Source organism: Paraburkholderia atlantica, from assembly GCF_000092885.1.
GTDB lineage: Bacteria > Pseudomonadota > Gammaproteobacteria > Burkholderiales > Burkholderiaceae > Paraburkholderia > Paraburkholderia atlantica.
Window position 1 is genome coordinate 242,196 of record NC_014119.1, and the last position, 26,925, is coordinate 269,120.

General features: G+C 60.0%; 22 protein-coding genes and 3 pseudogenes. 13 read left to right on the forward strand and 12 right to left on the reverse strand.

From position 1 onward, the window contains the following. Nucleotides 1-17: 17 nt before the first annotated feature. The 4 genes from BC1002_RS28685 to BC1002_RS28700 are packed head-to-tail and all read right to left on the reverse strand — an operon-like array spanning nucleotide 18 to nucleotide 4,063. Nucleotides 18-821, reverse strand: coding sequence for a 2-keto-4-pentenoate hydratase (locus BC1002_RS28685; protein ID WP_013093484.1), 804 nt, complete (start codon nucleotides 819-821; stop codon nucleotides 18-20). A gap of 7 nt (nucleotides 822-828) precedes the next feature. Then, complete coding sequence (locus BC1002_RS28690; RefSeq protein WP_013093485.1) at nucleotides 829-1,704, reverse strand: alpha/beta fold hydrolase; 876 nt, start codon at nucleotides 1,702-1,704, stop codon at nucleotides 829-831. Further along, on the reverse strand, nucleotides 1,701-2,636 hold the full coding sequence (locus BC1002_RS28695) for a 3-carboxyethylcatechol 2,3-dioxygenase (protein WP_013093486.1): 936 nt from the start codon (nucleotides 2,634-2,636) through the stop codon (nucleotides 1,701-1,703). The genes BC1002_RS28690 and BC1002_RS28695 overlap by 4 nt, the downstream gene beginning before the upstream one ends. A gap of 41 nt (nucleotides 2,637-2,677) precedes the next feature. After that, a complete protein-coding gene (locus tag BC1002_RS28700; protein WP_013093487.1) occupies nucleotides 2,678-4,063 on the reverse strand; it encodes an MFS transporter in 1,386 nt (461 codons plus the stop codon). A gap of 127 nt (nucleotides 4,064-4,190) precedes the next feature. Between BC1002_RS28700 and BC1002_RS28705 the strand changes: the two genes are divergently transcribed. Next, nucleotides 4,191-4,931, forward strand: a complete 741-nt coding sequence (locus BC1002_RS28705; RefSeq protein ID WP_013093488.1) for an SDR family oxidoreductase — start codon at nucleotides 4,191-4,193, stop codon at nucleotides 4,929-4,931. Between the two features lie 121 nt (nucleotides 4,932-5,052). Here the strand turns inward: BC1002_RS28705 and mhpA (BC1002_RS28710) are convergent, their stop codons facing one another. The 4 genes and pseudogenes from mhpA (BC1002_RS28710) to BC1002_RS28725 all read right to left on the reverse strand — a co-directional run bounded on the left by mhpA (BC1002_RS28710) (nucleotide 5,053) and on the right by BC1002_RS28725 (nucleotide 9,881). Next, entirely contained in the window at nucleotides 5,053-6,519 is a 1,467-nt protein-coding gene (mhpA, locus tag BC1002_RS28710) for a bifunctional 3-(3-hydroxy-phenyl)propionate/3-hydroxycinnamic acid hydroxylase MhpA (protein ID WP_013093489.1), read from the reverse strand. Nucleotides 6,520-6,794: 275 nt separating this feature from the next. Then, complete coding sequence (locus tag BC1002_RS28715) at nucleotides 6,795-7,646, reverse strand: fumarylacetoacetate hydrolase family protein (protein WP_013093490.1); 852 nt, start codon at nucleotides 7,644-7,646, stop codon at nucleotides 6,795-6,797. Nucleotides 7,647-8,339: 693 nt separating this feature from the next. Beyond that, nucleotides 8,340-9,152: an IclR family transcriptional regulator gene (locus BC1002_RS28720; protein ID WP_013093491.1), complete on the reverse strand. Its 813-nt coding sequence runs from the start codon at nucleotides 9,150-9,152 to the stop codon at nucleotides 8,340-8,342. Between the two features lie 163 nt (nucleotides 9,153-9,315). Next, nucleotides 9,316-9,881, reverse strand: a pseudogene (locus BC1002_RS28725) (VOC family protein). A gap of 146 nt (nucleotides 9,882-10,027) precedes the next feature. Here BC1002_RS28725 and BC1002_RS28730 point away from each other — a divergent pair. The 8 genes from BC1002_RS28730 to BC1002_RS28765 all read left to right on the forward strand — a co-directional run bounded on the left by BC1002_RS28730 (nucleotide 10,028) and on the right by BC1002_RS28765 (nucleotide 17,328). Continuing rightward, nucleotides 10,028-10,879 carry a fumarylacetoacetate hydrolase family protein gene (locus BC1002_RS28730; RefSeq protein ID WP_013093493.1) on the forward strand — a complete coding sequence of 284 codons (852 nt, stop codon included), beginning with the start codon at nucleotides 10,028-10,030 and terminating at the stop codon, nucleotides 10,877-10,879. 56 nt (nucleotides 10,880-10,935) lie between these two features. After that, the gene (gene mhpA, locus BC1002_RS28735; RefSeq protein ID WP_013093494.1) at nucleotides 10,936-12,459 is read left to right on the forward strand and encodes a bifunctional 3-(3-hydroxy-phenyl)propionate/3-hydroxycinnamic acid hydroxylase MhpA; all 1,524 of its coding nucleotides are present in this window, start codon (nucleotides 10,936-10,938) and stop codon (nucleotides 12,457-12,459) included. Nucleotides 12,460-12,554: 95 nt separating this feature from the next. Continuing rightward, nucleotides 12,555-13,898 (forward strand): MFS transporter, encoded by a 1,344-nt coding sequence (locus tag BC1002_RS28740; RefSeq protein ID WP_013093495.1) that lies wholly within the window; start codon nucleotides 12,555-12,557, stop codon nucleotides 13,896-13,898. A 54-nt stretch (nucleotides 13,899-13,952) separates the two neighbouring features. Continuing rightward, nucleotides 13,953-14,198, forward strand: a complete 246-nt coding sequence (locus BC1002_RS39140; protein ID WP_227717703.1) for a transposase — start codon at nucleotides 13,953-13,955, stop codon at nucleotides 14,196-14,198. After that, complete coding sequence (locus BC1002_RS36860) at nucleotides 14,096-14,587, forward strand: IS5 family transposase (protein WP_238538065.1); 492 nt, start codon at nucleotides 14,096-14,098, stop codon at nucleotides 14,585-14,587. Before BC1002_RS39140 ends, BC1002_RS36860 begins: the two co-directional genes overlap by 103 nt. Nucleotides 14,588-14,749: 162 nt before the next feature. Then, nucleotides 14,750-15,310 carry a carboxymuconolactone decarboxylase family protein gene (locus BC1002_RS28755; protein WP_013093496.1) on the forward strand — a complete coding sequence of 187 codons (561 nt, stop codon included), beginning with the start codon at nucleotides 14,750-14,752 and terminating at the stop codon, nucleotides 15,308-15,310. 69 nt (nucleotides 15,311-15,379) lie between these two features. Continuing rightward, nucleotides 15,380-15,766: a nuclear transport factor 2 family protein gene (locus tag BC1002_RS28760; protein ID WP_013093497.1), complete on the forward strand. Its 387-nt coding sequence runs from the start codon at nucleotides 15,380-15,382 to the stop codon at nucleotides 15,764-15,766. A gap of 209 nt (nucleotides 15,767-15,975) precedes the next feature. Continuing rightward, a complete protein-coding gene (locus BC1002_RS28765) occupies nucleotides 15,976-17,328 on the forward strand; it encodes an MFS transporter (protein ID WP_013093498.1) in 1,353 nt (450 codons plus the stop codon). A 221-nt stretch (nucleotides 17,329-17,549) separates the two neighbouring features. Here the strand turns inward: BC1002_RS28765 and BC1002_RS28770 are convergent, their stop codons facing one another. From BC1002_RS28770 to BC1002_RS28785, 4 genes and pseudogenes are all read right to left on the reverse strand, one after another. Next, nucleotides 17,550-18,566: a hydroxymethylglutaryl-CoA lyase gene (locus tag BC1002_RS28770; protein WP_013093499.1), complete on the reverse strand. Its 1,017-nt coding sequence runs from the start codon at nucleotides 18,564-18,566 to the stop codon at nucleotides 17,550-17,552. Between the two features lie 136 nt (nucleotides 18,567-18,702). Continuing rightward, nucleotides 18,703-18,909: pseudogene (locus tag BC1002_RS39850) on the reverse strand (CoA transferase); the annotation flags it as partial. 619 nt (nucleotides 18,910-19,528) lie between these two features. Further along, nucleotides 19,529-20,323: an alpha/beta hydrolase gene (locus BC1002_RS28780; RefSeq protein ID WP_041735873.1), complete on the reverse strand. Its 795-nt coding sequence runs from the start codon at nucleotides 20,321-20,323 to the stop codon at nucleotides 19,529-19,531. 177 nt (nucleotides 20,324-20,500) lie between these two features. Beyond that, complete coding sequence (locus BC1002_RS28785) at nucleotides 20,501-22,498, reverse strand: flavin-containing monooxygenase (RefSeq protein ID WP_238538066.1); 1,998 nt, start codon at nucleotides 22,496-22,498, stop codon at nucleotides 20,501-20,503. A 507-nt stretch (nucleotides 22,499-23,005) separates the two neighbouring features. Between BC1002_RS28785 and BC1002_RS28795 the strand changes: the two genes are divergently transcribed. The 4 genes and pseudogenes from BC1002_RS28795 to BC1002_RS28810 all read left to right on the forward strand — a co-directional run bounded on the left by BC1002_RS28795 (nucleotide 23,006) and on the right by BC1002_RS28810 (nucleotide 26,821). Further along, nucleotides 23,006-23,569, forward strand: coding sequence for a VOC family protein (locus BC1002_RS28795; protein WP_013093503.1), 564 nt, complete (start codon nucleotides 23,006-23,008; stop codon nucleotides 23,567-23,569). 214 nt (nucleotides 23,570-23,783) lie between these two features. Then, nucleotides 23,784-25,166, forward strand: a pseudogene (locus BC1002_RS28800) (IS4 family transposase). A 73-nt stretch (nucleotides 25,167-25,239) separates the two neighbouring features. Further along, nucleotides 25,240-25,980, forward strand: coding sequence for an IclR family transcriptional regulator (locus BC1002_RS28805; RefSeq protein WP_013093504.1), 741 nt, complete (start codon nucleotides 25,240-25,242; stop codon nucleotides 25,978-25,980). A gap of 127 nt (nucleotides 25,981-26,107) precedes the next feature. Continuing rightward, on the forward strand, nucleotides 26,108-26,821 hold the full coding sequence (locus BC1002_RS28810; RefSeq protein WP_013093505.1) for an IS6 family transposase: 714 nt from the start codon (nucleotides 26,108-26,110) through the stop codon (nucleotides 26,819-26,821). Nucleotides 26,822-26,925: the final 104 nt, after the last annotated feature.

Below are 26,925 nucleotides of genomic sequence, written 5' to 3' on the forward strand. Positions count from 1 at the left end.
TAGCTCTCTCTCGAAACTCATGCATTCGAATCGACACTCGCGACCACGCGGCCGAGACCGGTAATGGTGGCAACACACTCGACATCCGCCGGCCAAGGCTCGATGTAGCCGATCGAACCCGAGAGCAGCACCTCGCCAGCTCGCAACGGCTGCCCCGTGCGGATGGCTGTGTCGGCCAACCAGAGCACGGCGTTGATCGGGTCGCCAAGTACATTGCTTCCGACGCCGCGCGTAATCTCCTTGCCGCCCCCGGTAATCACCATTTCGACCGCTTTGAGATCTACCGAGCCATAGGGATGCTTTTCCTCGCCTACCACGATGCCACTGCATCCGGCGTTGTCGGCGATGGTGTCCACAATCTGCCCCACGCTGCCGCCGTAGCGGAAATCAACGACCTCGAAGGCTGGTGTCACGTAGTCAATGGCCGCCGCCACTCGCTCGAGCGTGGCATCGAAAATATCGCTCTTGAGCACAAATGCGACTTCGGCTTCGATTAGCAATCGGTTGTAGCGCGACTTGGGCAACACCGCACCCGACTGGAAGACCATGTCGTCGTGGATAACTCCGTAGTCAGGCTCACTAATGCCGACGCGCTTTTGCACGTTCGGATTGGTCAGTCCCACTTTTCGACCTACCCTGCGCACGCCCAGATTTCGTTCGCGCAGTGCGGCGAACTCAGCCGAGATTGCATAGGCCGTGTCAAGGTCGCGCTCAGGCAGTCGCGGGCTAACGTAAGGAACGGTATAGACACCAACGCGGGCGTCGTAAAGCTCACGAGCGATGCTCTGGATAGTTTCAGAGGGGATGGTCATAGTGGTCATGTTCTGGCTAGCTCTGGCGGTGCTGTTTGTCGAGGAAGGAGATGGCCGCCGCATTGAACACCTCCGCACCTTCCCACTGGGGCCAGTGCGCAGAGCCCTCAACAAGCAGAAACTCGCCTTGAGGAATAAGCGCAGCCAAGCGCCGGCCTTCTGAAGCGTCGCCAGTGGGTTCATGGTCTGTCCAGACAAAGAGCGCTGGCACGGGGATGGCCGCGAAATCCTGATCTGTGACGCGGTTGCGCCAACGCTGTTCCGGCTGACGCAACACAGAGATATGAGCCATGTTTGTCCCGCTCGGATCCCGGCTGTATATAGCTTGGCGAACGCGCACTAACTCTTCCGTTATCTTCTGTGGGTCGTGGATCACGACCTGAAGGCGCTTTTTGACGTTCTCGAACGTCGGCTCGGTGACCGCTTGCTTGCTCACTGATTGCGCCTTGTCTACCTTCTGCTCGCCAACCACGCGGCCGCCGGGCGCACTCAGAATCACGCTCAGCAAACGATTAGAGTGGTGGGCAGCAAACTTGACCGCGACCCATCCCCCGAGTGACTCCCCGGCAAGATGGACACGCTTGAGATTGAGCACATCCAGCAGCCCTAGCAAGTGCGACTCGTACTCGGGGATTTCCAAGTCGTGATCGGTCAGGGTTGTGTACCCATGACCTGGATAGTCGTAACCGATGACACGGTAGCCAGCCTGAACCAGCGCACGCACGTTCTGCGTCCAGGCCTCAATGTGGCCACTGGTGCCATTGGCAAGTACTACGACCCTGTCACCTTCGCCGAGGTCGAGCACACGCGTGCGCCACGGCCCGACGTCAACGTAATGCAGACGATGCGGAAGATCCGACACTGCTTCCCAGAAGGTCACAAGACGGTTCATGCTGCACATCCCGCCTGAACGGCAAAACCGGCGCCCCAGCTCTTGACGGCCCAATAACGGTCGACAGGCAGCTTGTATTTACCAGCAGTTGAGAGCGCGGCATAAGCCGCTATCCAGCTGCGCATCTCATGTGCAGCTGAGCCACCATCAATGACGAACTGGTCGTTGTCCCACGTATCAACCGGTGACAAATCACCCGATCGGAAGGTGTCCAGCAGCAAGGTATCCCAAGCCTCGTTCAGCGGGGCACTCGAACCCTTGCCATCCGCAATCCTCTGGATCGCATCCACGATGGCCTGTTCACGTGTGCGGCGCTCTTCGCGCGTGGGGGCATAGGAAACCAAACGTGCTTTCAGTTCGGGAGGAGCCCCCTCCCAACGCGGAATTGGCGGGGAATGCGAAATGCCCCCCGAGGCGATGAAAAGCACTCGCTTTCCAAGCTGTAGGGCAGCTTTGCCAAACGCCTCACCCATCTCGCGCACACGCTTCATCGGTGTTAACGGAAAGGCAATTGCGTTGACAAACACCGGGACGATGGGCCGCGCATGACTCTTGCCGAGCAAGAAGTCCACGGGCTGCATGACGCCATGATCAACCGTCATTCGCTCCGATCGCGCGATGTCGATGCCCTGATCCAGCACTGCGGCATGCAGCTGGCGCGCGGTCTCGCCATCAACATTGATGAAGCCCTCGGTCGTGCCGTAGTCGCCGATCCCCTCAGCCTGCGCACCGATCACCCACGGGGCGATGGACGAATACAGCTGGCCATTGAAGTGATCGGGCCCGAAAACGACGACGACCTCGGGGGCGAAACGCTCAACGAAGGCGCGAACCTCCTGGATGCCGGCCATAATTTCAGCAAGCGTGGTACCGCCTGGATCGACGTTACCGAAAGACGGCGCATGGGATAGAGCTGCGACAGCGAGTGACATGTGTATTCCTTTTCGAGGCGGCCTGAAGGGCAGCCCTCTTGTTAGCAGGCTTGCTGACTGCGGTCGGCCTGCTTGCCACCAGAGCTCGCAGCCAAGGTTGCGCGCTCACGTGATGCCGAGCGCTTAAGCCCAACGTGCAGTACCAAAAGGCCGATGGCTGCGATCAACATCGGGAGTGAAAACAGTGTGAAGGCCGTACCCATGTCCATGCCACCATCGAAGCTCATTCCACCAAGGATGGGCGCCGCGATGCCGCCAAAGCGACCCATGCCGATGACCACCCCGTAGCCCGTTGAGCGGGCCAACGTTGGATACAGGAGCGGAACGATCCCGTAAAAACCCGCCGTTCCGGCACAGACGAAGAACGACGCGATGAACACCGTCCACATCGCACCGGGCATCGCCGGGCCGGCGATGCCGAAGTACGACATGGCCGCCGCGGCCATCACCAGGAAAATGGGCGTCAGGATGCGCAAGTTGATGCGGTTGCCGATGAAGCCGAAGACGAGGTTCCCGGCGATACCACCCACGCTGAATGCAACAACGAGCTGGGGAGCCAGCAACGGCTTGTGGTTCATACTGGCCACCGTGGTGGGCGCCCAGGTGGTCAGGAAGTAGAAGCTCACCATGTAGGCAACGTAGGACAAGATCATCAGCACCGTCTGCCAGAGCAACGGGGTGCTGGCAATGGTGCGCAATGCCCCGGCCACCTTGACATCGGGATTCGAAGACTCCGGCAACGCGGTCAACGTGGGCTGCCGCATCTTCGCGAGGATCCTGTTCAGTTGCAGCAGTGAGTCGCGACGACGCCCCTCGGCCAACCAGGCGAGCGACTCCGGCAGCAAAAAGTAGGTCCCGATCGCGGCAACCACGCTGAGGACGAACCCGACCCACCAGCCGAATTGCCACCCATGGGTGGCCAGCATCGGCCCGACAAGCATGGCGCCGAGCAATCCGCCGATATTGATCGCGGCCGCGTAGATCGCCATCACCACCGGATAGACGCGCTTGGCGGTGTATTCAGACAGGATCACGCCGACCACGGCGACAAGGGCACCAATGCCGACGCCGGTGATGATGCGGCTGATGACCAACAGCATGGTTCCGCGCTCGGCTGAAGCGAACGGGCCAATCAACATCCCGATCCCGATCACGCACGTCGCGAGCACACCCGTCAGGCGGCGCCCCATTCGGTCGGCAATGGGTGCGACGACGATCGAGCCGACTAACATCCCGATGAGGGCGCCCGACAGCACCATCCCCAACTGCGTCTTTGAGACGCCAAAGCCCCGCTCAATGAACGGCGCAGCGAATGCCGCCAGTGTCAAGTCGTAACCATCGAGCACGACGAGGACGATCGACACGAAGACGACGCGCAGCTGTAAGCTGGTCATGGGCGAATCTGCGATGTGATCGGAAATTTTCATAAAACGCTGTCTCTTTTGTATAATCGATTCTGCAAGTATATCTCAATAGGTGAGAAAAAAGTCATCCTCCGGTATAGGCGTATTCCCGGAGCCGCAGTTAGCACCACACACTTGAAGGAGTCAGCGCATGGCCGAGATTGGAGATAGCCCACGAGGCACGGAAAAGCAAAAGGTCGGCATTGTTGTCGCAGGAGGTTCCGGCATTGGTGCAGCCTGCGTGCGTGAGCTTGCGGCCTGCGGCTGGCGTGTCGTGGCCCTGTCTCCGTCCGGCCGCGGTCGCATGCTCGCCGAGTCACTGGGCGGTGCTGGCGTTGATGGCTCGAACACCAACATCGCGGACCTGCGCGCGACAGTTGATCTCGCAATCGAAAAGTTCGGTCGCATTGACGCGGTGATCAACAACAGTGGCCACGCCGCACGCGGGACGCTGCTCGACATCAGCGATGACGACTGGCTGCACGGTGTGGATTTGTACTTGTTGAGCGTCGTTCGCATGGCTCGCATCGCTACCCCGCACCTTCTTGCTTCGGGCGGTGGCGCGATCGTCAACATCTCCACAGCCGGGGCTTTCGAACCCAACCGGATGTTCCCTATCTCGACAACGCTGCGCGCCGCGCTGGGTTCGTTCACCAAGCTCTATGCCGATGAGTACGGGCCGCAAGGCATCCGAATGAACAACGTGCTCCCCGGATTTACAAAGGACGATCCCGCTGCAGTGCCGCCCGAATGGACCAGCAAGATCCCCTTGCGCCGCGCTCAAAGTACCGCCGAATTGGCCCGGGTCGTACGCTTTCTCGCGAGTGACGAGTCCGCGTACATCACCGGCCAGAACCTGCGCGCCGACGGCGGGGAAACCCGCTCGGTCTGACGCAACACCGATCATTTGGTCGTCCCAACTGCTACGCTACGTTTCACTCCCGCTTCAACACTTGCGCAGGTTGCGCTGCGCAGTGTTGCTCAAGTGTTTGTGGGGCCCTTGCCGCCGGCGCTCATGCACAGATCGGGGAATCTGCGCCGCGTGCCTGCAGCAATTGCTCCAGCTCGCGGTCTGTCGCAGCGACCCCCGCGACATAGCGGTCGGGGCGCACCAACGCGGCAACGATGCCCGACGCCTCCATCCAATTCGTCAGCGAAGGCTCGGTGACCGCGACGATGGGCACACGGTCCTTGATCAGGGCCTTCGCTGCACCTAGCGCGACGGGAGATACAAACAACGAATAGGCGTAGCCCGTGTCATCGTCCGTGCGCGATCCGTCGGCGCGAACCGCCTGCGGGATCATGCGTCCGCCAAGGGAGCCTCCCACATGAGCGCCAGGGCCGAGCGACGGTTGCGGAGTCGAAAACAATTCAGGCTGTGCAAACTCCTTGTCGCGCCGCCGCACGACATCCGGGTCGGTAGTTTGGATGATGTGCCCCAGGCGCACCGCTGTTGAGATGAACTCACGCACATGCGGCTCGCGCTCGGATTCATAAGTGTTCAACAAGTCTTCACCTGCCTCGCCGCGAATCACTGCCGCCAACTTCCATGCGAGGTTGGAAGCATCGCGGATACCCGCACACATGCCTTGCCCCATGAACGGCGGCGTCAGATGCGCAGCATCACCCGCCAGCAGCAGGCGGCCTTTCCGCCACCCGCGCGCGACAACGGCGCGAAAGGTATAGAGCGCGGGGCGCTCCAGCGTAGCCTCTTGTGGCGTGACCCAGCGTGACAGCAGTTTCCAGATGGATTCCGGCTGCGTAATGATCGCTGGATCGTCGCCCGGCACCAGCATCAGCTCCCAGCGCCGGCGCATGCCGACGCCGCGCACGTAAGTTCCCGGGCGCGATGGATCGCAATACTGGATGCTGTAGTCGCCCAAATCGGGGCGCTCATGATTCAGAACCACGTCCACCACGATCCATTGTTCGTGTTGCTGCAAATCGTCCATGCGCGCTTCGATGAGTCCACGTGTAATGGATCGCGCCCCATCGCAACCGACGACGTAGCGTGCTTTCTCTTGCAACGCTTTGCCGGTGGAAAGGTCCTTGATGCGTAGATCAACGCCGTCTGACGCAACCGTGCAATCGAGCATCTCGTGCTTCACGCGAATGTCCGCACCGGCGTGCTCGGCCAGTTTTTGCCGCAGCGTTTGTTCCAGCCAGGGCTGGTGACAACGGTAGCTGGCATACCAGCCCATGGGCCCGATTTCCAAGTCGCGCGACCAATCAATCAGCAGCCGCCCGTCGGAGTCAATGAACTTCATGCCCGGCGATGGACGCACCTGGGATTTCAACGCATCGGCAACGCCGATGCTCTGGAACACACGCATGCACTCACCATCGAAATGCACTGCACGCGGCAGCGGATAGATGCCCGCTTCGCGGTCGATCGCCAGCACCCGAAGGCCTTGCTGTGCGAGCAGGGTTGCCAGCGTTACCCCCGTGGGGCCGAGACCGATGATCGCAACGTCGTGCATAAATTCTTCTTTCGATAGAGCTGTGCTCTGGTTTACCTGATGGCGATGCCCCGGATCGCCTCATCCTTTTTTGGAAGCCATTGAGCTGATTCGGGCTCCTGTAGATCAGGTCTGCGCGACCTTGGGACCGCTAGTTCTGAGCTCTGTTCAGGACAGGAAGCCATGCGATGGGCACGCAGCCCACCATGCATCGGTATAGGGTCTTCATGCCGGTCTGTGAATGACCCTGAACATGAAAGAAGCCAAGGCTGATGCTCAATTCGTACGGAGCCGGATCACTGCTCGTCAGCAATCGGATTGCGCAGCACGCCGATGCGCTCCACCTCAATCTCCACCACGTCGCCCGCCTTCATCCAGACTGGCGGGTGGCGTCGTGCACCGACGCCACCCGGCGTACCTGTGACGATGACGTCGCCCGCTTCAAGCGGTGCAATGGTGGACACGTAAGCAATCTGCTTGGCGATGCTGTGAATCATCATGTCGGTGGTGGTGTTCTGCATCTCTTGTCCATTAAGGCGCGTCACCATCTTCAGGCGCGTGTCAAACGGAATTTCGTCTGCGGTCACCATCCAGGGGCCAAATCCGCCGGTGCGCCAAAAGTTCTTGCCCGGAATCCACTGCGAGGTATGGCGCTGCCAGTCGCGCACGCTGCCATCGTTGTAGCAGGCATAACCCGCGATGTGCTGGGCCGCATCTGCTGGGGCGATGCGACGCCCGCCCTTGCCGATGACAACGGCGATTTCCGCCTCAAAGTCCAGCTGCGTCGATTCCCTGGGCCGCACGATGGCCTGCTCATGACCGACTTGTGAACTTGCCACGCGCAAGAAGAAGGTCGGCTGTTCAGTGACTTCGCGGTTGGTTTCCTGAACGTGCTCGTGGTAGTTCAGACCGCAGCACCAGATCTTGCCGGGGTCGGGAATCACCGGCAGCAGCGTCACATCCGACATCTGGAAATCTGCCTGGCGCCCCGATACCAGTTCGGCAGCCTCACCCACGGCATCTGCAGCCAGCAAATCCTTCAGGCTGACATACCGCCCGTTGAACGCCTGACCCAAGTCCACGATGCCTGCATCGATCACCGCACCAAAACCTACACGGCCTTGCCGTTCGAAGCTCACCAGTTTCATTTAAATGTCCTTCAATCAAAATTGATATATCTCATTATTCGAGAATTATGTTCGATCGTCAAGCCATGCAGGATTCGAATGAAGGCTCAACCATCCCCAGGCAAGCTGGCGAAGCACTTCGTTTCGGTCGGCGCGTGGTGCCTGACAGGCGCTGGAAGTTGATCCCACCCCGGACGACGTACCGGTCCGGTTGGAGTTGGCCCACATTCGGTTTAACAACACTCGCTCACTGATGGCACCGTTTGCCAAGAACTCTCGGTATCATTGTTCGGATCGCGCCCACCCTGGCGGTTACGTGACATAGCCTATGTCGATGTAACGCGGCGAAACGGTCTTTTGGCCGCTACTCGGTACCTCTCCTCTAACGCAAGCGCACCAGGCTCAGAGACAACACCGCCAGAACGCGATCCCACACTCGGCATCGAGCCATCATCGCAGCCAGCCAGCCGCCTCCATCGGGCTCGGCAGCGCACGACAATCACGCACACGGCAATTAAGGAAACGGCACAATCGCGCCCGACAAAGCAGCGAACGAGATCGAGCGACCACGAACAAAGCCATCAATCGGTTGCGCCCAGGGTCTTACTGCGACCCGTTCCTGCCTTTCACGAATGTCCGGTGGCCGTCTCAAGTCGGTCTTGAAGCGGCCCTTCGAAAGTTCGACGGACGATCATGGGCGCATATGGCCGTGGATTATGTCGAACGTCTGGTTGGCGACACGGTGTGCGACAGCGAAGCTGTTGCAGTTCCACGGCTTTCAATGGCCGCCCGCGTGCGTTGTGAAGTTCGCGCCGCGGCCTCCCGCAGCGATTCAACGAGACGCTCGAGATTAGCGAACTCGAGTCGTTGAGTCGGGATGATCAACGCAAGCGATCCGACCGCTTCACTGGAGTCGTCGGTGAATAGCGGCGACGCGAGTGCCGAAACCCCGTGTTCCAGTTCGTCTCTTGAGAGATAAAAACCTGCCCGTCGGATTTTGAGCAGCGAAGCCCGAAACTCTTCAAGCGTCGTCCCGAGGCCGCTCTGTGCAATGTCCTCGGGATATTGTTCGAACAGGATCGCGAGCTTGGCCTTCGGGAAGGTCGAAAGTATCGCCTTCGGAGCGGCGCCGAGAAACAGAGGTCTTGGTCGGCCGCGGCCGTATCGAAGATCAAGCGCCGCGTCGTACGTCTCCCGATGCGTGTCAACAAGCTCGTTTCCGTACCAGCGCGACATCACCACATCGAAGCCGGAATGCTCGCTTAACTCGTGCATGATCGGCTGGCCGATTGCCAGCAGCGGATCCGAAGCACGCAGGCGGTAATCCAGCCTGATTATGCGAGGACCGAGCCCGTACTCTCCGCCCGTGAACCGGACGAGCAAACCCGCATCCACGAGTTCACGCACGTAGCGATAAGCCGTTGGCGCCGAACACTCCAGTTCAGCAGCGACGTCTTCGGCGGACAAGAATGGCTTGGCCTCCGAAAACAGTTCGAGTATGGATAAAAGCCGAGTGATGCTCGACATCTGCGCGCTGAGCTCCTTCTATGTGAGCGGATTATGCCACTCGCGCGCTTTCCCGCCGGGCTTCCCGGCTCACGGCAAACGCTCGGGCGCGCCCGACAGCCTGTCTTTCACGGCCGGCGATTTGTGCTTACCCGGTAGACCGCCAACCGAGCAAGCAACTTGATTATGCAAGGCCCATGCGCACAGCCATCTCGGCTTGCCAATCGCTTCGCGGCCTGAATCCCGGCAGCCCGCTCGCGTGGCGCTCAACAGCCGCGATCAGTTGTGCGTCAGGCAAGTCGAAGTCCGCTGGCACCCGCATCGGCTGGTCGACGTACCAAGGCGTATCGATGAAGAGCTCCAGCCGGTTGCCCTCGGGGTCGCGCGCATAAATCGAAATCGCGTTGCCATGCGTGACGGGATTGATCTCTTCCAGACCTTCCGAGACGAAGCTCGCGTGAAACTGCCTGAGCGTGTCGAGGCTGTCCGCTTCAAGTGAAATCTGATTTATCGGATTGAATGCCAGGTGCTCCGGTCGACCGCTTGCGAGCACGATCTGGTGCACCGCAGGATCGCGACTTAGGAACGCCAGCCGCACTTCGCCGTGCGGCGTCTGCAGCGTCCCGCGATCGGTCACGGTGAACTCCAGCACCCGCGAATAGAAGTCTTCCCCCCGCGCCATATCGCGCTGACGGAGAAGCCCATATGGCTCAGTGACAACCCGCGTCGCGCTCTCTTCGCACCTTCCATGTTCGCCTCCAGTAGTGATAAACCCCGACGAAAAACACGTTGTGTTCATTGTTAAATATAGCTTATTCTCACAATACGATAAACGTACGACTTTCGTGCGATCGTTAGCGTTGATCTACCCGAATTTTTATTTACCTGAAGCGTCAATGAAACTCGTCAGCTTTACAACCCATCAAGGCTCCTCCTTCGGCGTCGTTCGCGACGACAGCGTCGTTGATCTCGTCAAGCGCCTGGACAATCGTTATGCCGACCTGAAGGCACTGATTGCCGCCAACGCGCTGGGGGAGGCCGCGCAGGCGGCCCAGGCTGGTAAGGGCGACTACCCGCTATCAGAAGTGACGCTGCTGCCGGTGATTCCCAACCCCGAGCAGATCTTCTGCGTCGGGCTCAACTATGCTGAGCATGTCAAGGAAACCAATCGGGAAACCACCGAGCAGCCGGTCATCTTCATGCGGCTTCCAGCTTCGCAAGTGGGCCATGGACAGCCGATGCTGCGTCCGCCCGAGTCCCGGCAATTCGACTACGAGGGTGAGATCGCCGTGATCATCGGGCGGGGTGGGCGGCGCATCGCTGAAGCCGACGCATGGAATCACATCGCCGGGTATGCCTGCTACAACGATGGCTCGGTGCGCGACTGGCAGCGTCACACCACCCAGTGGGGACCGGGCAAGAACTTCTATCGCACGGGCGCGTTCGGGCCGTGGATGGTGACGAGCGACGAAATCGAGCCGAACGCCCTCATGATGCTCGTCACGCGTCTGAACGGGCAGGAAGTGCAACGCGCGACCACGCAGATGCTGATTCACGGCATCGCGAAGCAGATCGCCTATCTGTCGACATTCACGCCGCTCGCGCCGGGCGACGTCATCGTCACTGGCACGCCCGGCGGCGTCGGGGCAAAGCGCAATCCGCCCCTCTTCATGAAGCCCGGCGACCGGGTCGAAGTGGAAGTTGATCGGATTGGCGTGCTCTCCAATCCGATCGCCGACGAAGCATAAAGACCGTTGCCGGAAGCGCACCCGCGCCTCCGGCGCCTCATGAAGTGGATGTAGACATGTCAGATAAAACCATTTCGATGCACGCATGCGACTACGATGTCGCGATCATCGGCCTCGGCCCGACCGGTGCGACGCTGGCCAACTTACTGGCGATCGAAGGCTTGCGGGTACTCGTGCTGGAGCGAGACAAAGACATTTTTGCGCTGCCCCGCGCGGTGCATTTTGACGGCGAATGCATGCGGGTGTTTCAGAGCATAGGGCTTGCCGACACGCTGCTTCCCAAATTGTTTGTCGGCCCCGGCATGAAATTCGTGAACGCCGCCGGCCAACTCCTTATCGACTGGTCACGCCCCACGTGCATTGGCCCGCACGGCTGGTGCGCCAGTTACAAATTTCATCAACCCGACCTCGAAAACGCGTTGCGCGATCGCCTGGCGGGTCAGGCAAACATCGACGTACGGCTGCGTCACGAAGTGTTTGCGCTTGACGAAACCAGCGATGGCGTCCAGCTCCGCTTCGAGGACACCAGCTGCGGCAAGCTTGGCCGTGCGACGGCTCGCTATGTCGTCGGATGCGATGGCGCGCGCTCGATTGCGCGACGATTCATGGACACCGAACTCACCGATCTGAAATCGCATGAACGCTGGGTCGTCGTCGATGTCTTGCTCGACACCCCGCGCCCCGACCTCGGTGATTTCTCCATTCAGTATTGCGACCCGGCGCGCCCGACGACCTATACCCGTGGTCCGGGAAATCGCCGCCGCTGGGAAATTATGGTCATGCCGGGCGATGATGCGACGCAACTAGGGTCCCCCGAATGGCTGTGGGATAAGCTCGCGCGCTGGATTTCCCCGGCCGACGCCCGACTTGAGCGGTCCGCGATTTATACCTTTCACTCGGTCGTGGCGAACGGCTGGCGCCGCGGACGATTGCTGCTGGCTGGCGATGCCGCGCATCAGACACCGCCCTTCATGGGCCAGGGGATGGCCGCCGGCATTCGCGATGCGTCGAATCTTGCCTGGAAGCTCGCGGCCGTCATTCGCGGCACTTCGCCCGATACGGTGCTCGATACGTACGAATCAGAACGTTCGCCTCATGTGCGCGAGTTTATCGAAACCGCGGTGCGACTTGGTTCGGTCATTCAGACGACCCATCCGGAGGCTGCGACCAGCCGGGACATCGAAATGAGCGCTGCGATTCGCCATTTCGTCACTCCGCAACCGAAGCTCGGCCCCGGAGCCTACCTCGACGCATCCTCGTCGGCCGTGGTGGGCCATGTCGCGCCCCAACCGCGCCTGGCAGACGGACGTCTGATGGATGACGTCGTCGGCTATCGGTTTGCGCTCGTCGCGTTGCCTGAGCTGCTCGCCGGATGTGATGACATTGCGGAGCGCGCCGAACGGGCGGGCGTCCAGATCGTCTGCGATGCAGACGCGGTGAATACGTGGTTAGCGTCAACGGGCGCCGCAGCGGTGCTGATCCGCCCAGACCGCTACGTCTATGGCATTGCACACGACACCGCTTCTTTGTACAGCTTGCTCGAGCACGCATTCCCCGCACTGCAAACCGCCACCGCTTAACCGACCCGGCCGCCGCGCAGACAGCGTTGAACCGCCGAGACAGCGCGGCCACGCACACCTATTGGCCGAAGAAGCCAACAATCTTTGGATGAGTCATGGAGCTATCTCACCACCCGGTCGGCGCCGCAGACCATTCGCACGCTGCCGGCTTATCGCGGGCGCAATGGAAGATGATTCTTATTGCTAGCCTGGGCGGGTCGCTGGAATTTTACGATTTCATCGTCTACGGTTTCTTCGCCCATCACATCGCGGCCCAGTTTTTCCCGAACGCTTCGTCGTTGATCAGCATGCTGGCCGCATTTTCAGTGCTGGCGATCGGCTATGTCATCCGGCCGCTCGGCGGCATCGTCCTCAGCAGCTGGGGGGATCGTTACGGCCGACGTCCGATCTTTCTTGGCTCGATCATCGTGGTCACCACAGCAACCATCTGTCTGGGGCTGCTGCCCAATTTCCAGAGCTGGGGTATCACGGCTTCGATCCTGCTCATCCTGCTGCGCATGCTGCAAGGCTTCTGCGTCGGCGGTGAAATGCCGGGCGCCATCACTTACGCCGTAGAAGCGGCACCGCATCGTGCGGGCCTCGCCGCTGGCATCATCATCTGTGCGGTCAACGTGGGCGTCCTGCTCGCCACTTTCGTCAACCTCGGCATCCAGAGCTACCTCTCGAGCGCGGACGCGGCGGCCTATGGCTGGCGGATCGCGTTCCTGTTCGGCGGATTTTGTGGGCTCCTGTCCTACTGGATGCGCCGCAATCTGGACGAGTCCCCTGAGTTCAAGGAGATGCATGGCGCCGTCGCCAGGCAACCATTTCGCGAGACGCTGCGACATCATGGCAAAGCTGTCGTCGCCGGAGCGCTCACGATCGCGGTGATGGCCGGCGTCAATGGCATCCTTTACGGTCACATGCCGGCCTATCTGGTCCAACAACTGCACTATGCGCCCCAGACGGCGGCGATTGCCCAGAATGCCTATCTGGTCGTCAGCTCGTTCGGTCTGCTTGCTGCAGGCTGGCTAGGAGACAAGATTGCGCGCCGATACCTGTTGCGAACGTCAGCGGCACTGCTGATCGTGCTGAGCTACCCGTTTTATTGGGCGCTTGCAAATCACACCGTCGATCCGGTCGTTTTATTCGTGCTCGCCGCTGTGGTGTTCTCACTCGCAAGCGGTACGTGGCCATCCGTCCTCGCCGATCAGTTTCCCGTCCAGGTCCGCTTCAGTGGCATCGCGCTGGCATACAACATCTCGGTAGTCGTATTCAGCGGCTTCGCACCGTTTCTCGCCACTATGCTGGTTCGCGAGACCGGTTCCTTGGCAGCACCCGCCTATTACGTCGTCGGAGCGTGCGCGGTCGCCTTACTCGCAAGCTTTGCCTTGCCAAAGGCAAGTCTGCTACCGGGCTTATGGGCACGAATCGAATCCGTCTTACCGGGCAAGGAATGAGATCCGGGGCGCACGGCGAGCGACAATCGCTGGTTTGTCGAAGCTGTCCTCTGGATTGGCCGGACCGGCTGCCCCTGGCGCGATTTGCCCAAAGAGTTCGGCCGATGGCATACGGTGTACATGCGCTTCTCCCGGTGGCGTCGCAAAGGCGTTTGGGAACGCGTGGCGCTCGCCGTGTCCGACGAGACGGAGATCAAATGTGTGCTGATCGACTCGACCATCGTGCGTGCGCACCAGCATTCGGCCGGAGCTCGAATAAAAGCGGCCCGCAAGCTCTCGGCCGCTCGAGCGAAGGACTGACGACCAAGTTGCATCTGGCCATCGATGAAACCGGGCGGCCTCTGCGAATGATCGTCACCGAAGGGCAGGTCTCGGACATTTCGTGTGCACACGAATTGGTCGAGCATCTGCGCACGGGTGCTGTGATTGCTGACAAAGGCTACGACTCGGATGCCTTCGTGAACACCATCCGCGCTACGCGTGCGAAGGCCGTTATCCCGCCGCGCTCGAACCGAAAGACCAAGCGTCGGTACGGCCGCGTGCTGTATCGAACTCGGCACATCGTCGAACGCTTCTTCAATCGCATCAAACATTTTCGTCGCGTTGCCACTCGTCACGACAAGCTTGCGGGGAACTACCTCGCCCTTCCTTCGCTTGCCTGCGCCTTTGGACCGCTCGTGAGAATGTGAACAGAACCTAGCACCTTTTCATCATAAACAGTGTGCGACCGCGAGATGTTCAAGCGGCTCGCACATCCAGCACACTGAACGATTCGCCCTACGGACTTCGGATGTGTTCGCACCCGACGGTCCATCAAGAGCGACGGATAGTGCATTCTTGACAGAATAGCTATGAAAGAAACAAATCGTCTTCCCGCTTTTGACCGATCGATTGCGACAAGTGAACAGGTGGCCGTGCTGGACGAGATCCTGAGCGGCCCGCGCGGCAATTTGGACGGCCCGTTCTTAAGCTGGATCCATAGTCCGGAATTCGCTCAACGCGCGCAACGGCTGGGCGCGTTTTGCCGCTATGACACAGGGTTACCGCTGCGTCTGTCGGAGCTGGCGATTCTCGTTACGGCGGCGCATTGGCGCTCGCAGGCAGAGTGGCACATTCACCATCCCATCGCCTTGAAAGCCGGACTTCCTGCCGAGGTTGCCGAGTCAATTCGATGCAACGAAACGCCAACGTTTGACGACCAGGATGATCGCCTGATCTACGACTTCGCCACGCAGTTGAATGAGACCCGTCGCGTCTCGAACGAGACGTACGCGCAAGCGCTGAATCGATTCGGCCATGTCGTCATCATCAATCTGACGGGATTGCTTGGGTACTACACGTTGGTCGCAATGACATTGAACGTGTTTGAGACTCGCACAGCTTCGCAGATTGATCTGCCGTTCCCAGAGTGATCAAGCCTCAACGCCGATAGCTGCCCTGCCGACAATCAGCTCGCATGCCGCGTTTCCAGGAGAATCTATATGAACCACGCGTCCGTGAAATCCGCCGTCGATGCGCTCGAGCAACAGCGCTGCGACGCTACCGTGTCAGAAGACCTGCTCACGCTCGCCTCATTACTGGATGACGATCTGACCTTCGTCCATTCGTCCGGCTACGTTCACGACAAGCCGGAATATCTCACGTTCCTCAGCGACAAGATCAAGACACATAAAATCGTGCGTGCCCAGTCTCTCGCGTACCAGTTCCTCCCCGAGCTAGTCATCACGACGGGCCAGCTTGAACAATGGTTGCAGCGCCGCAGTGACGGCTCGGAGATAAACATCCGTGCTCTCGTCACGCAGGTTTGGATCAAACGCGAGACCGGCTGGAAGCTCCTATACCTTCATTCAGGGCGCCTATCGGACTGAGCGCATTGGGCTCACGCCTTGGCTCTCGGAATCTCGGCGTGCGCCATCCTCATAGGCTCGCCGTCTGCGAAGGTCCGTTCGAGACCAGAGCGAAGCCACTCGGCAGACGCTTGCGATCGTCTCTTGATGGCGGGTTCGTCCCAATGCGGCGAATAGTCTCTTTATCGGATATTTGCATCACCATCCCCTCGCCCCACAAGGAGCCAACGTTGAATACACCAACAACACCCAGCACCCAACTAGAGCGCCCCACGCCGCTACTAAGGCTGGTCACGCTGCGGATCATTCCCTTTCTGTTGCTTTGCTGGCTGATGGCGTTCATCGACCGCGTCAACATCGGTTTCGCGCAACTGCAGATCAAGCAAGACCTTGGATTCGGGGACGCCATTTACGGACTTGGCGCGGGGATCTTTTTTATTGGCTACGTGCTGTTCGAAGTCCCGAGCAATATCTACCTTGAGAAAATTGGCGCGCGCAAAACGTTCTCAAGGATCATGATCTGCTGGGGAGCGACATCGTCGCTGACCATGCTGATTCGGACACCCGAGCATTTTTACATCATGCGATTCCTGCTCGGCGCCTGTGAAGCGGGCTTCTTCCCCGGACTGGTGTTTTACCTCTCCTGCTGGTTCCCGGAAAGTTATCGGGCCCGCGTGATTTCATGGTTTTTCGTTACCTCGGCTTTTTCCGGAATCGTTGGCGGAATGATGTCCGGGACCATTCTGCATTATCTCGACGGTGCAAACGGATTGCGCGGGTGGCAATGGATGTTCATGATGGAAGGAATTCCCTCCATCATTCTTGGCATCGTCGCCATATTTTATCTCGACGACTCGATCGACGAGGCCAGGTGGCTCGATGCCGGGCAAAAGGTGGAACTCAAGGAACTGCTGCGCCCCGAGGTAAGCCGCAAGCCCGAGAAGATCCGGTTCCGGGATCTGTTCGGCGACCCCTATGTCTATATCCTGGCGATTGCTTACTTCTCGTTGAATAGCGGCAATTTCGGCCTTGGATTCTGGCTGCCGACAATCTTGAAGGATTTCGGCATACGCGATCCCTTCATGATCGGCATGTGGAGCGCCGTCCCCTACGCGATCGGTAGCATCGGCATCGCGATCATCTCGGGCAGCTCCGATCGCCGCCAGGAACGTCGCTGGCACCTGCTAGCGTGCACTGTCTTCGGCGGCCTCGCGCTGGCATCGCTCACGCTGCACGTGCAGGCATTTTGGCTCGTCATCCTGCAACTGACCGTTGCCATCGCCTTCATGTATGGCGGCATGCCGCTTTTCTGGGCCGTTCCGTTCAAGGAATTGAACACTAAAGCTCTTGCCGGAAAGATCGCCTTGGTCAGTAGCCTGGGACAACTCGGGGGTTTTGCTGCGCCTTACGCTCTTGGCCTCATCAAGGCAGCAACCGGACGGCTCGACACGGGCCTCATCGCACTTGGGGCCTTGTTTGCTGCAGGCGGCGTCCTGGTATGGATAACCGCCAGGTCGCATCGGCAGGCAAGCGCGACGTTTCCGGCGCAATCGCTCGCCAGTGCGGAAAATCCGGAAACTTGAGCGGGAAAGGCCTGTATCGCAGCAGAGTTTGCTGAAATTCCCGGTGCGCCAGCGGTTCCGCGTTGAAAAGCTTATTCAGCGCGGCATGGCGCCGATGGATAGTCTCAGACATTAAAAGTGCAAATGCCGTGCGACCTACCCTCCGACTAGCGGCCGGGTCGCACGGCATTATTTTCGTAAAGGTCGGGCGCTCGCGTCTTCGGCCCCGGTTGCTGCGTTGATCAACGCTCCACTACGGGGCGCATCGCACGATAAGCGTCACCCGACAACTCGCGCGCGAGCGCGCGTTCACGCGTCGCCTCCAGATCCGCGGGCGGCGGAAAGCGGTGGTCCCACGCACCCGCGTGCTGCACCTGCCCCGGTACGCCGTGACCAACGAGGCCGGGCATGCGCCGAGCGCAGGCGATGAGACGCTCCAGATCGACGCCGGTTGCGTATCCCATCGCGTCGAGCATATGGACGAGATCTTCGGTGCAGATATTGCCGCTCGCGCCTGGCGCGAAGGGACAGCCGCCAAGGCCGCCGAGTGACGCATCGAAATGGCGGATGCCTGCATCGAGCCCCGCAACGACGTTTGCGAGGCCCATGCCGCGCGTGTTATGCAGATGCAGCGTAAGCTCGATGCCGCGCCAGCGGGCCGCGAGAGCGCCGCACACCGCCTTCACCTGACGCGGATTCGCCATGCCCGTCGTATCGCAAAGCGTGATGCCTCGCACGCCCGCCGCGACGAACTGATTGCCGATGTCGAGCACCGAGTCGATATCGATTGCGCCTTCCATCGGACAGCCGAATGCCGTCGCGATCGACACGCCGATCGCGAGCCGGTCGCGACAGAACGCCGTGATGTCGAGCAACGCGCGGACCGCCTGCGCGCGCGTCATGCGCGTATTGGCGAGATTGTGCGTCTCGCTCGCCGAGACCCCGAGATTCAGTTCATCGACGCCACATTCGAGCGCGCGCTCAGCGCCGCGACGGTTCAGCACGAGCGCCGCGTACCGCACGCCTGGCACACGTTCGATTTCGTGCATAACAGCCTCGGCGTCGCTGAGCGCGGGAATCGCCTTCGCCGACGTGAACGAGGTCGCCTCGATGCGATTCAGCCCGCAGTGTCCGATCTCGTCGATCAGCGCGACTTTCTCCGATGTCGGCACGAAGACCGGTTCCATCTGCAAGCCGTCGCGCATCACGACATCGTTGATCCAGACGCTCTCCCCGCCGCCCTGCTGCTGTCCGCTCATGCGAGGACTCCCTGCTCGCGCAACGCGTCGAGCTGCGCCGCCGTCCCGCCCACCCGTTCAAGCGCCTCGCGGGTATGCCAAGCTGTGGGCCACTGCCGCGAAAGCCGCCCGGCGTGGCGCTCAGGCGCGGCACGACACTCGGGACCTTCAGGTCGCTGCCGTCCCGGAGGTGCAGCGTCTGAATCATGCCGCGCTCGCGATACTGTTCGTTATGGGAAATATCTTCGATGGTGAATACCTTGCCCGCCGGCACGCGCGCCAGGGCCAGCGCAGCGAGCGCATCGTCGAGCGAGCGCTGCCGGGTCCATGCGCCAATTGCCGCATCAGTTCGTGTAGGCACCATGTAGGCATTTTTGGGTGCGTCTTGATCTATCTCGATCCGAGGTGCTCAAGGCTTAGGCAAAGCCGAATGAGCTGAACCCCTTCGCCTCGCCATCAACCGAATACAGAGATCCGGAAGCGGACCCTATGCCTCGTCCGGCTGAAATGACGGCTCTCGCCCCATTACCGTTACTTATCCTCTCGGGCGGCAATGTCCGCTTTCAATGGTCTGGCCGCCCGACCTCATGTAGCTATTCGCACCGTCGTGGCTTCGATTGACTAAAGCCTCCCGCGACGTCAGATATTGATGTTCACTCCGGTTCGCAACGTTTGGGTAATCCATCCGCTTCGTTGCAGTGGCCGGCGACCGTCGGCATAGACGTTGGGGCTGTCGTCGAGAAACCGAAGTGTGACGAGCACGACTGCCCTCATCGGCTTGGTCAAGATAGGCTCAAATTCGCGCCGAAGGACAGACGCTTGTACAGCCCAAATATCACCGGCGACACCGTTTTTCATCGCGCGCCAATGCACGGGCGTGATTGCGCAGGCAGCGCCGAACAAGTAGGGCCGCCGCTCGATCAAGTGCCTGTAGACGACCCGTCTTGAAAGAGTAGCTCGGCAGCCTGTTGGATGGCGCGACTTCATGCGAGCAATTTGCGATCAAGAAAGGCGCCTATTCTTTCCAGCACCTGATCGCTGGCCGGCAGGATGCCTGTCATGGTGAAAAATCCGTGCATCTGGCCTGCCATTTCATGCTGCTCTACTTCCACGCCAGCATCAGCCATTGCGGCGGCGTAGGCCTGTCCTTCATCACGCAGGATGTCGTGCTGCCCTGTCACCACGAATGCCGCAGGCAAGCCCGACAAGTCCTTGGCACGCAGCGGAGATGCATCGGGATGCATGCGTACAGACGAATCGGCCACGTATTGATCCCAGAACCAGGTCATGGATGGCGTCGGAAGGAAGGTCTGGTTCTCCGGCTCCTGGTACGAGGCGCGCGTGAAGTCCGCGTCGGTGACGGGATACACCAGCACTTGGGCCGCCAGCTTCGGGCTGTTCCGCTCCCGCGCCCAGCGAGCGACGACAGCCGCCAGATTGCCGCCAGCGCTGTCCCCGGCGATGACCAGCGGGACATCGTCCCCGGCAATCTCCACCTTATGCTTGCTCGCCCATTTCAGCGCGTCCCATGTGTCTTGCAGCGGAATTGGAAACGGATGCTCAGGCGCAAGGCGGTAGCCCACCAGCAGAACTGCCGCGCCCGTGCGCGCAGCAAGCTTGCGTCCGATGGCCTCAAATCCCGGCAATTCGCCCAATACCCAGCCACCGCCATGCACGTACACCAGTAAGCCCCGTGGTCGCGGGATAGGCACCAGCAGCCGGGCGGCAATTGAGGAACCATCGCGCACCGGAATCGCGACATCCTCGGCGCGCGCCATCTCTGGTCCCGGGTCGTGCGGAACCGCCCTGCGCCTAGCGGCTGCCCGTGCTTGCGCGGCATCGAGTTTCCATAACGGGGTTGCATTCGCCCCTGCGGCAGCGGCCCACGATCGCAGCAATGCCTGCGAAGCACTATCTAACGCCATATTCTTCTTACGGTCCGAAGGCCCATTGCCTCAATGCGAGATGAAGTCGTGGTCAAAGTCCACGTCATGGGTGAGTTGCCAGTACTCGCGGTGGCTGAAGGGCCATACCTGAGAGACCCGGCCGAAGCGGTTCTTGTACCAGGTGCGTATCTGCGGACGGCCCCAGGCCCGGCGCTTATTCTCGGCATCGACGCGCTCGACGAAAGAATCAAGAACCTCAGGCTTTACCTCGAAGCCGTTGATGCCTCGTGCAAGAGTTTGATGGATCGCCTCGACGGCGAACTCCGCGGCACATTCCATCATGAAGTGCTGGCTGCCGTGCACGACGTAGTTCGTGTTCGGCCCCATCACCATATAGAAGTTGGGGAAGTCCGGCACGGCGATGCCAGCCCACGCCTTCGCGTCGCCCTGCCACTGCTCCTTGATCGTCCGCCCCGAGACACCGCGAATCTCCATGGGATCGAGGAACTCGGCAGCGGTGAATCCGGTCGCATAAACGACGACGTCAACCGGATGCTCCATCCCGTCTTCGGTCACGACGCCAGTTTCCGTGAAGCGGACGATGGGACTGGTGACAAGCGCGGAATTTGGCCGCTGCAACGCGGCAGCCCAGACGCCGTTGTCACGCAGCATTCGCTTGCCGCCGGGCGGGTACGTCGGCACAATTTTGTCAATGAGTTCGGGTCGGCTCTTCCACTGTTCGCGAATGATCTCGGTCAGCGTTTCGCGCACCTCCAGGTTCTTTGCCGATACCGAATCCTCTCGAGTCCAATCGGGGTCGGTGACGGCGGTATGCAGACGTCCGGTCGCTGCCTGGAAGAAACCCGAGAGCCGGAACCATTGCCCATAGCATGGAACATGGTCACTCAGCCACCGCAGCGCCTTGGGAGTGTCGGCATAGTAGTTCGGGGCAGGAACCATCCAAGGGCCGGATCGCTGGAAAACGGTAAGGTGCTTGACCCGATCAACGATGTTCGGAACGATCTGGTATGCGCTTGCCCCAGTGCCGATGACCGCGACGCGCTTGCCGTGGAGGTCAACATTGTGGTTCCATCGGGCCGAGTGCATGCGCACGCCCCTGAATTCGTTCTGCCCGTCGATCTGAGGAATATTGGGCCGCTCGAGCTGACCCACCGCCGAAATCACGGCATTGAAACGGCGATGCTCCGGCTCGTCATTGCCTGTGCGACTCACCACGTCCCAAGTGCCGGATGCCTCGTCCCAGGTGGCTGAGAGAACCTCGGTGCCGAAGCGGATGTGCTCGCGAAGCCCGGCACGCGCAACGACCTCGCGAGCGTAGTCTTCAATTTCACCACCGGTCGCGAACGCATGCGGCCAGTCCGTGCGCTGAGCAAATGAAAAGCTGTACCCGAACGTCGGTGTGTCGAGCCGCACGCCCGGGTAGGTGTTCGCCCACCACACGCCGCCAACGTCGGGGTTCTTCTCGAAGGCCGTGAATGGCACGCCTGCCTGCTTGAGCCGATACATGGCGGCAATGCCCGACATGCCGGTGCCGATGACCGCGACAGCGAACTGGCGATCACCCGCCACATTGTCGAATTTCCAACCAGGCGCGCCGAGCTTTTTCGGGGCGAGATCCATCTCGTGGGTGAGGATCTCAGCGTCGGCATCTCCGGCACCGTTCGTGAGGAAATCGATCAGGATGCGCGTCTCGGCATCGTCAAGAGGACGTGGCCGAGTCAAGCTCTCGTCGCGCACGCGCTTGAGTGCAACCAGGGCCAGTGCGCGCGCTTCGATTTGCGCGGCTTCGCTCATGCCTCCATGGGCAGGCGCAACCGTATCAACAAGAGGAAATGGCGCGCGCAGGTGCGGACGGAGCATCGACAAGTCTCCGGTGACGGCGGCAAGCGCAGTGAGAAGCGAGGGCAGGTCGGCTTGCGCCACGATTTCGGCGAGAAAGGCATCGTCCTCGCCGATCTGCGCGTATTCCTCGCGCCAATAGACGTCGTCAACACCCGGAGTTTCAATGGTAGTAGTGGTTAGGGGCATGGCAGAAAGGTTTTTCATTGCTGGACAGGAGACACAGGCGCACGCCTCTTTCTCGTTGCTGTACCGATTGACTTCGCAAACACTGGCGAGTGGCAGCGGAAGGCCTCGTCGCCGAATGGGTCAGCAAGGCGACTTGCGACCGTGAGATCTGATTGATTACGGCCGACTTTCACAGCGCATGCTCGACGGGAGCGTCTCGCTGATGCACACGGAGAAAAGGCGCAGGGCGCTGGAGCGAGAATCGCCATCACGGCGATCCAAAGAACTGTGCCAGCCCGGTCGCCAGACCAGACGCTCGCCCCTTAGGAAAGAACAGCCCAGGGAACACACCTGCGAAGGCTATCGGGTACGGCCCGCAGCCGTAGCCGTCGATCGCGATGCTGGCTGCAAATGGCACTGGGCACATGTTGCGCCACTCGAAGCTCGCCTGATTCATCGAATCATCCCCTCGGATAAGTTGCAAAATCTCATACAATGAGATTAAAACTGATACCATGAGTCACTGTCAATCCAAGGAGAAACCCTATGTCACTGGAAACCTCGAAGCAGTCCGGCTTCAAGTTCAGTCACTTCGGCATGTTCGTGACCGACATTGCGAAGGTCACAGACTTCTACACCCGCCTGCTTGATTTCACCGTGACGGACCGAGGCCAGTTGCCCGGGCCGAACGGAATGACGGACCTCGTGTTTCTGAGTCGAGACCCGGACGAGCACCACCAGATCGTGCTTCTGACGGGGCGCCCCAACGATATGCCCTTCAATCCCATCAACCAGATTTCGCTCAAAACAGACAGCTTGGATACGCTGTGCGAGATGCACGAGACTCTGCTGGCCGAGAAGCTGCCCAATATCACGCCGGTGACACACGGCAATGCGCTTTCCATCTATGTGCCCGACCCAGAAGGCAATCGGCTGGAGCTCTATTTCGATTTGCCTTGGTACGTTTCACAACCCATGCGCGTGGCGATCGACCTAAAGGATAGAAGCACGCTGATGCAGCGCCTGGAATTGCATGCCCGCACGCTGCCGGGTTTCAGACCGCGGTCGGTTTGGCGTGCGGAGATGGCGCAGCGCATGGGTGTGAAATGAGAACTCAGTCGGCCTATCAAGCACCATTCATCGCGAATAGTGTTCGCTGGTCTCGCAATCACGGCAGGGCGATGCACCAGCCACAGGCCACCTAGTTATACAGAAGTCCGCCAGGCCTTGATGGACAAGGGATGGCGGGCGATGTGAGGCCGGGTCTGGGGGTTGTAAACGGAAGCAAATCGGCGTTTACTCTTGCCTTTTGTGGCGGCACCAGATGGCGAGAGAAACGGATAGCTGGGCATATAGGGAGTTGGAAGGCGTGGATCTTGGCGACGCGAGGCGCAACGAACGGGCAAAGACACTGCTGACGCGGTTTGCAGAGAAGCCGACGGCGAGCATTCCGCTCGCGTGCCGAGGCTGGGCCGAGACGATGGGCGCCTACCGTTTCATGGAGAACACGGCGTTCGAGTGGCACGACATCATGCAGCCGCATTGGCAAAGCACGTGGGAGCGTATGCGCGAGCATGCTGTCGTGCTGTGCATCCAGGACACAATGGAACTGGATTTCAACGGTCAGGACATCAGTGGCTTGGGTCCGTTGAATTACGAGGCCCGGCGGGGCATGTACCTTCATCCGACTTATGCGGTCAGCCCGGATAGGGTGGGATTTGGGCGTGCTGGATGCCTGGATGTGGGCGCGCGAGCCCAAGGATGCCGACGGCAAGCGCGGTGGTATCAAGGAAAGCACGCGCTGGATCGAAGGATACCAACGGATCGCCGAACGAGCGGACGAGCTGCCGGGCACGCGATTGGTGTACGTGGCCGACCGGGAAGCAGATATCGCGGCGCTGATGCAGCGCGCCGATGAGCTTGGGACGCCAGCGGACTGGCTGATTCGCTCGACAGACAACCGCAGCCTGGAGGGCGGCGACAGGCCTTGGCAGAAGGTCGGAGGGACCCGGGCCGTGGGCGAGATTCAGTTCGTCATAGCGGCCCGTGCGGGGCAGAAGGCTCGCACGGTGAAGCAGTCGTTGCGCATGAAACGCATGACTTTGAAATGCGGACTTGCGGTGACGTGCGTAATCGCGACGGAGGTCGCCCCGCCCAAGGCATTCCATTACACACAAGTCCCAAAGGGCTTGTAAACGCGGGGTAATGCGCCCAAGGCGTCAAGCCGGTCGAGTGGCGCCTGCTGACCAATCGCCTTCCTGCTGGCAGCGACGAGCTGGTGGAGCTTATCGAGTGGTACCGGGCCAGGTGGGAGATCGAAATCTACTTCCAGGTCCTGAAGAACGGCTGCTGCGTGGAAGACTTGCAGTCGGGCGCTGTTGAACCCATCGAGAAGGCGCTGGCGCTATCCATGATCGTGGCATGGCGCATCGCTTACCTGATGCGCATGGGCAGGACGTGCCGAGACCTGGATGCTGCACTGTTCTTCGGTCCGGGCGAGATTCACGGCACCTACCTGTTGATGAAAAAGCGAATGCACAAGGGCAAGCCAAAACTGAACGAAGTTCGACGTCTCGTGGCACAACTCGGCGGCTTCCTTGCGCGCAAGGGCGACGGCGAGCCTGGTGACAAAACGATCTGGGAGGGCTTGCAGCGCGTTATCATATCCGCCGAAACGCTACGTGCGCTTCGGAGTGAGGCCGCATGAACCGAGATGTGTATAACGAGGTGGCCACAGGCCGCTATCATGTTCACTTTGAACTTCAATACCTAAATCTTATATGAGCAGCCCCGGCCGGGTTCTTGCCATTCTCGATCTATTCACCGAGGAAAATCCGATCTGGCAACCGGACAAAATCAACGATGTTTTGGGCTATTCCCGCCCCACGGGTTACCGCTATGTGAAGGAATTGGTCGAGGCGGGGTTATTGCAAAAAGTCGCGGCGGGGCGCTACTCCCTCGGCGGGCGCATCATCGCGCTGGACTATCTGTTGCGACAAACCGACCCGGTGTTGTTCGCGGCCGATCCGGTCATGCGCAAGCTGGCGGCCAGCACCAAGTTTGACGCGGCACTCAGTGTCATGTTTGCCGGGCCGCAAGTCATCGACGTCCATCGCGTCAGCGCGGAAGAAAATCTTCACCTTTCTTATGGGCGCGGGCGGCCCCGCCCCTTATTCCTTGCTGCTTCCCCAAAAGTTCTGCTTGCGCACCTGCCGCGCAACTCGCTCAAGAAGATTTACGCAACCCACGCCAAGGAGATCGGCCTCAATGGCATGGGAGATACTTGGCAGGAGTTTTTGAGCGTGCTGACGAAAATCCGCAAGGATGGCTTTTATCGTTCGCAAGGCGAGTTGGAATCCGGGCTCGGCGCAGTGGCTGTTCCAATTTTCAATGCCGAAGGTGATTGCGTAGCTGCGCTGGCACTCGTAGGCAGTGTTCAGCGTTTTGATACCGGTTTGAACGCTCGCCTGTTGAGCAGCTTGCAGGAGGCATCCGCCGTCATACGTCTTTCCTTGGGGTAGCTCTCGATTTTTTCCAGCCTGTTGGCGCGCAGCTAAATCTGACCCATCTGCCATTAAAAATTGGCTCCGGTGCAAATCAGAGGAGCCCGGTAGGTTAAGCTCGAGTTTTGACCCGCGCGAGCAGGCTATGTGGATAGACATCGACAGGCTATTCAACGGCCGCCACTTTGACCGCGAAGTTATCATCCTGTGTGTGCGTTGGTATCTGCGTTATAAGCTCAGTTTCCGCGACCTCGTTGAAATAATGGCCGAGCGTGGGCTGTCGCTGGCGCACACGACGATCATGCGCTGGGTCAAACGCTTCACGCCGGAGTTCGTCAAGCGCTGGGATCGGTTCGCGAAATCTGCGGGACGCTCATGGAGAGTTGACGAGACGTACGTGAAAGTCCGTGGCAAATGGGGCTATCTTTGCCGTGCAGTTGACCGCGCAGGAAAGACGGTCGACTTCCGGCTCAGCGCCAAACGCGATGTCGTGGCGGCAAAGGCTTTCTTCGCGAAAGCGATCAGGGCTCAGGGGTTCGCTCCGAAGACGATCACGCTGGACGGTTACGCTGCGTCTCACCGCGCGGTGCGCGAAATGAAGGCGGACCAGTTTCTCCCTGCGGACACGACGTTGCGATCGTCGAAGTATTTGAACAATTTGATCGAGCAGGATCATCGCAACATCAAGTCCAGGGTCAATGCAATGCTTGGCTTCAAACTTTTCGGGAATGCGGCCGTTACGATATCGGGCGTCGAGTTGATGCATCGCATTCGCAAAGGTCAGTTCAACCTCGCACGGTTGCGCCTCAAAGATACCACTGCGCCTGCTGTTTGGAATGCAGTCCTTTTAGCACGATGATGCAATGTTGAATCCACGGTTCTTCGCTCGTGCGCGAAATTTGCACCACAACCTGTCGTCGCGTGAGCGAACCTTCTTCGACGATGAACTTGGCGCGCGCCCAG

Bases quoted from the DNA above. Each gene is read 5' to 3' on its own strand.
- BC1002_RS28685 (WP_013093484.1), bottom strand. From the start codon at position 821: ATGACCACTATGACCATCCCCTCTGAAACTATCCAGAGCATCGCTCGT.
- BC1002_RS28690 (WP_013093485.1), bottom strand. From the start codon at position 1,704: ATGAACCGTCTTGTGACCTTCTGGGAAGCAGTGTCGGATCTTCCGCAT.
- BC1002_RS28695 (WP_013093486.1), bottom strand. From the start codon at position 2,636: ATGTCACTCGCTGTCGCAGCTCTATCCCATGCGCCGTCTTTCGGTAAC.
- BC1002_RS28700 (WP_013093487.1), bottom strand. From the start codon at position 4,063: ATGAAAATTTCCGATCACATCGCAGATTCGCCCATGACCAGCTTACAG.
- BC1002_RS28705 (WP_013093488.1), top strand. From the start codon at position 4,191: ATGGCCGAGATTGGAGATAGCCCACGAGGCACGGAAAAGCAAAAGGTC.
- mhpA (WP_013093489.1), bottom strand. From the start codon at position 6,519: ATGCACGACGTTGCGATCATCGGTCTCGGCCCCACGGGGGTAACGCTG.
- BC1002_RS28715 (WP_013093490.1), bottom strand. From the start codon at position 7,646: ATGAAACTGGTGAGCTTCGAACGGCAAGGCCGTGTAGGTTTTGGTGCG.
- BC1002_RS28720 (WP_013093491.1), bottom strand. From the start codon at position 9,152: ATGTCGAGCATCACTCGGCTTTTATCCATACTCGAACTGTTTTCGGAG.
- BC1002_RS28730 (WP_013093493.1), top strand. From the start codon at position 10,028: ATGAAACTCGTCAGCTTTACAACCCATCAAGGCTCCTCCTTCGGCGTC.
- mhpA (WP_013093494.1), top strand. From the start codon at position 10,936: ATGTCAGATAAAACCATTTCGATGCACGCATGCGACTACGATGTCGCG.
- BC1002_RS28740 (WP_013093495.1), top strand. From the start codon at position 12,555: ATGGAGCTATCTCACCACCCGGTCGGCGCCGCAGACCATTCGCACGCT.
- BC1002_RS36860 (WP_238538065.1), top strand. From the start codon at position 14,096: ATGTGTGCTGATCGACTCGACCATCGTGCGTGCGCACCAGCATTCGGC.
- BC1002_RS28755 (WP_013093496.1), top strand. From the start codon at position 14,750: ATGAAAGAAACAAATCGTCTTCCCGCTTTTGACCGATCGATTGCGACA.
- BC1002_RS28760 (WP_013093497.1), top strand. From the start codon at position 15,380: ATGAACCACGCGTCCGTGAAATCCGCCGTCGATGCGCTCGAGCAACAG.
- BC1002_RS28770 (WP_013093499.1), bottom strand. From the start codon at position 18,566: ATGAGCGGACAGCAGCAGGGCGGCGGGGAGAGCGTCTGGATCAACGAT.
- BC1002_RS28780 (WP_041735873.1), bottom strand. From the start codon at position 20,323: ATGGCGCGCGCCGAGGATGTCGCGATTCCGGTGCGCGATGGTTCCTCA.
- BC1002_RS28785 (WP_238538066.1), bottom strand. From the start codon at position 22,498: ATGAAAAACCTTTCTGCCATGCCCCTAACCACTACTACCATTGAAACT.
- BC1002_RS28795 (WP_013093503.1), top strand. From the start codon at position 23,006: ATGTCACTGGAAACCTCGAAGCAGTCCGGCTTCAAGTTCAGTCACTTC.
- BC1002_RS28805 (WP_013093504.1), top strand. From the start codon at position 25,240: ATGAGCAGCCCCGGCCGGGTTCTTGCCATTCTCGATCTATTCACCGAG.
- BC1002_RS28810 (WP_013093505.1), top strand. From the start codon at position 26,108: ATGTGGATAGACATCGACAGGCTATTCAACGGCCGCCACTTTGACCGC.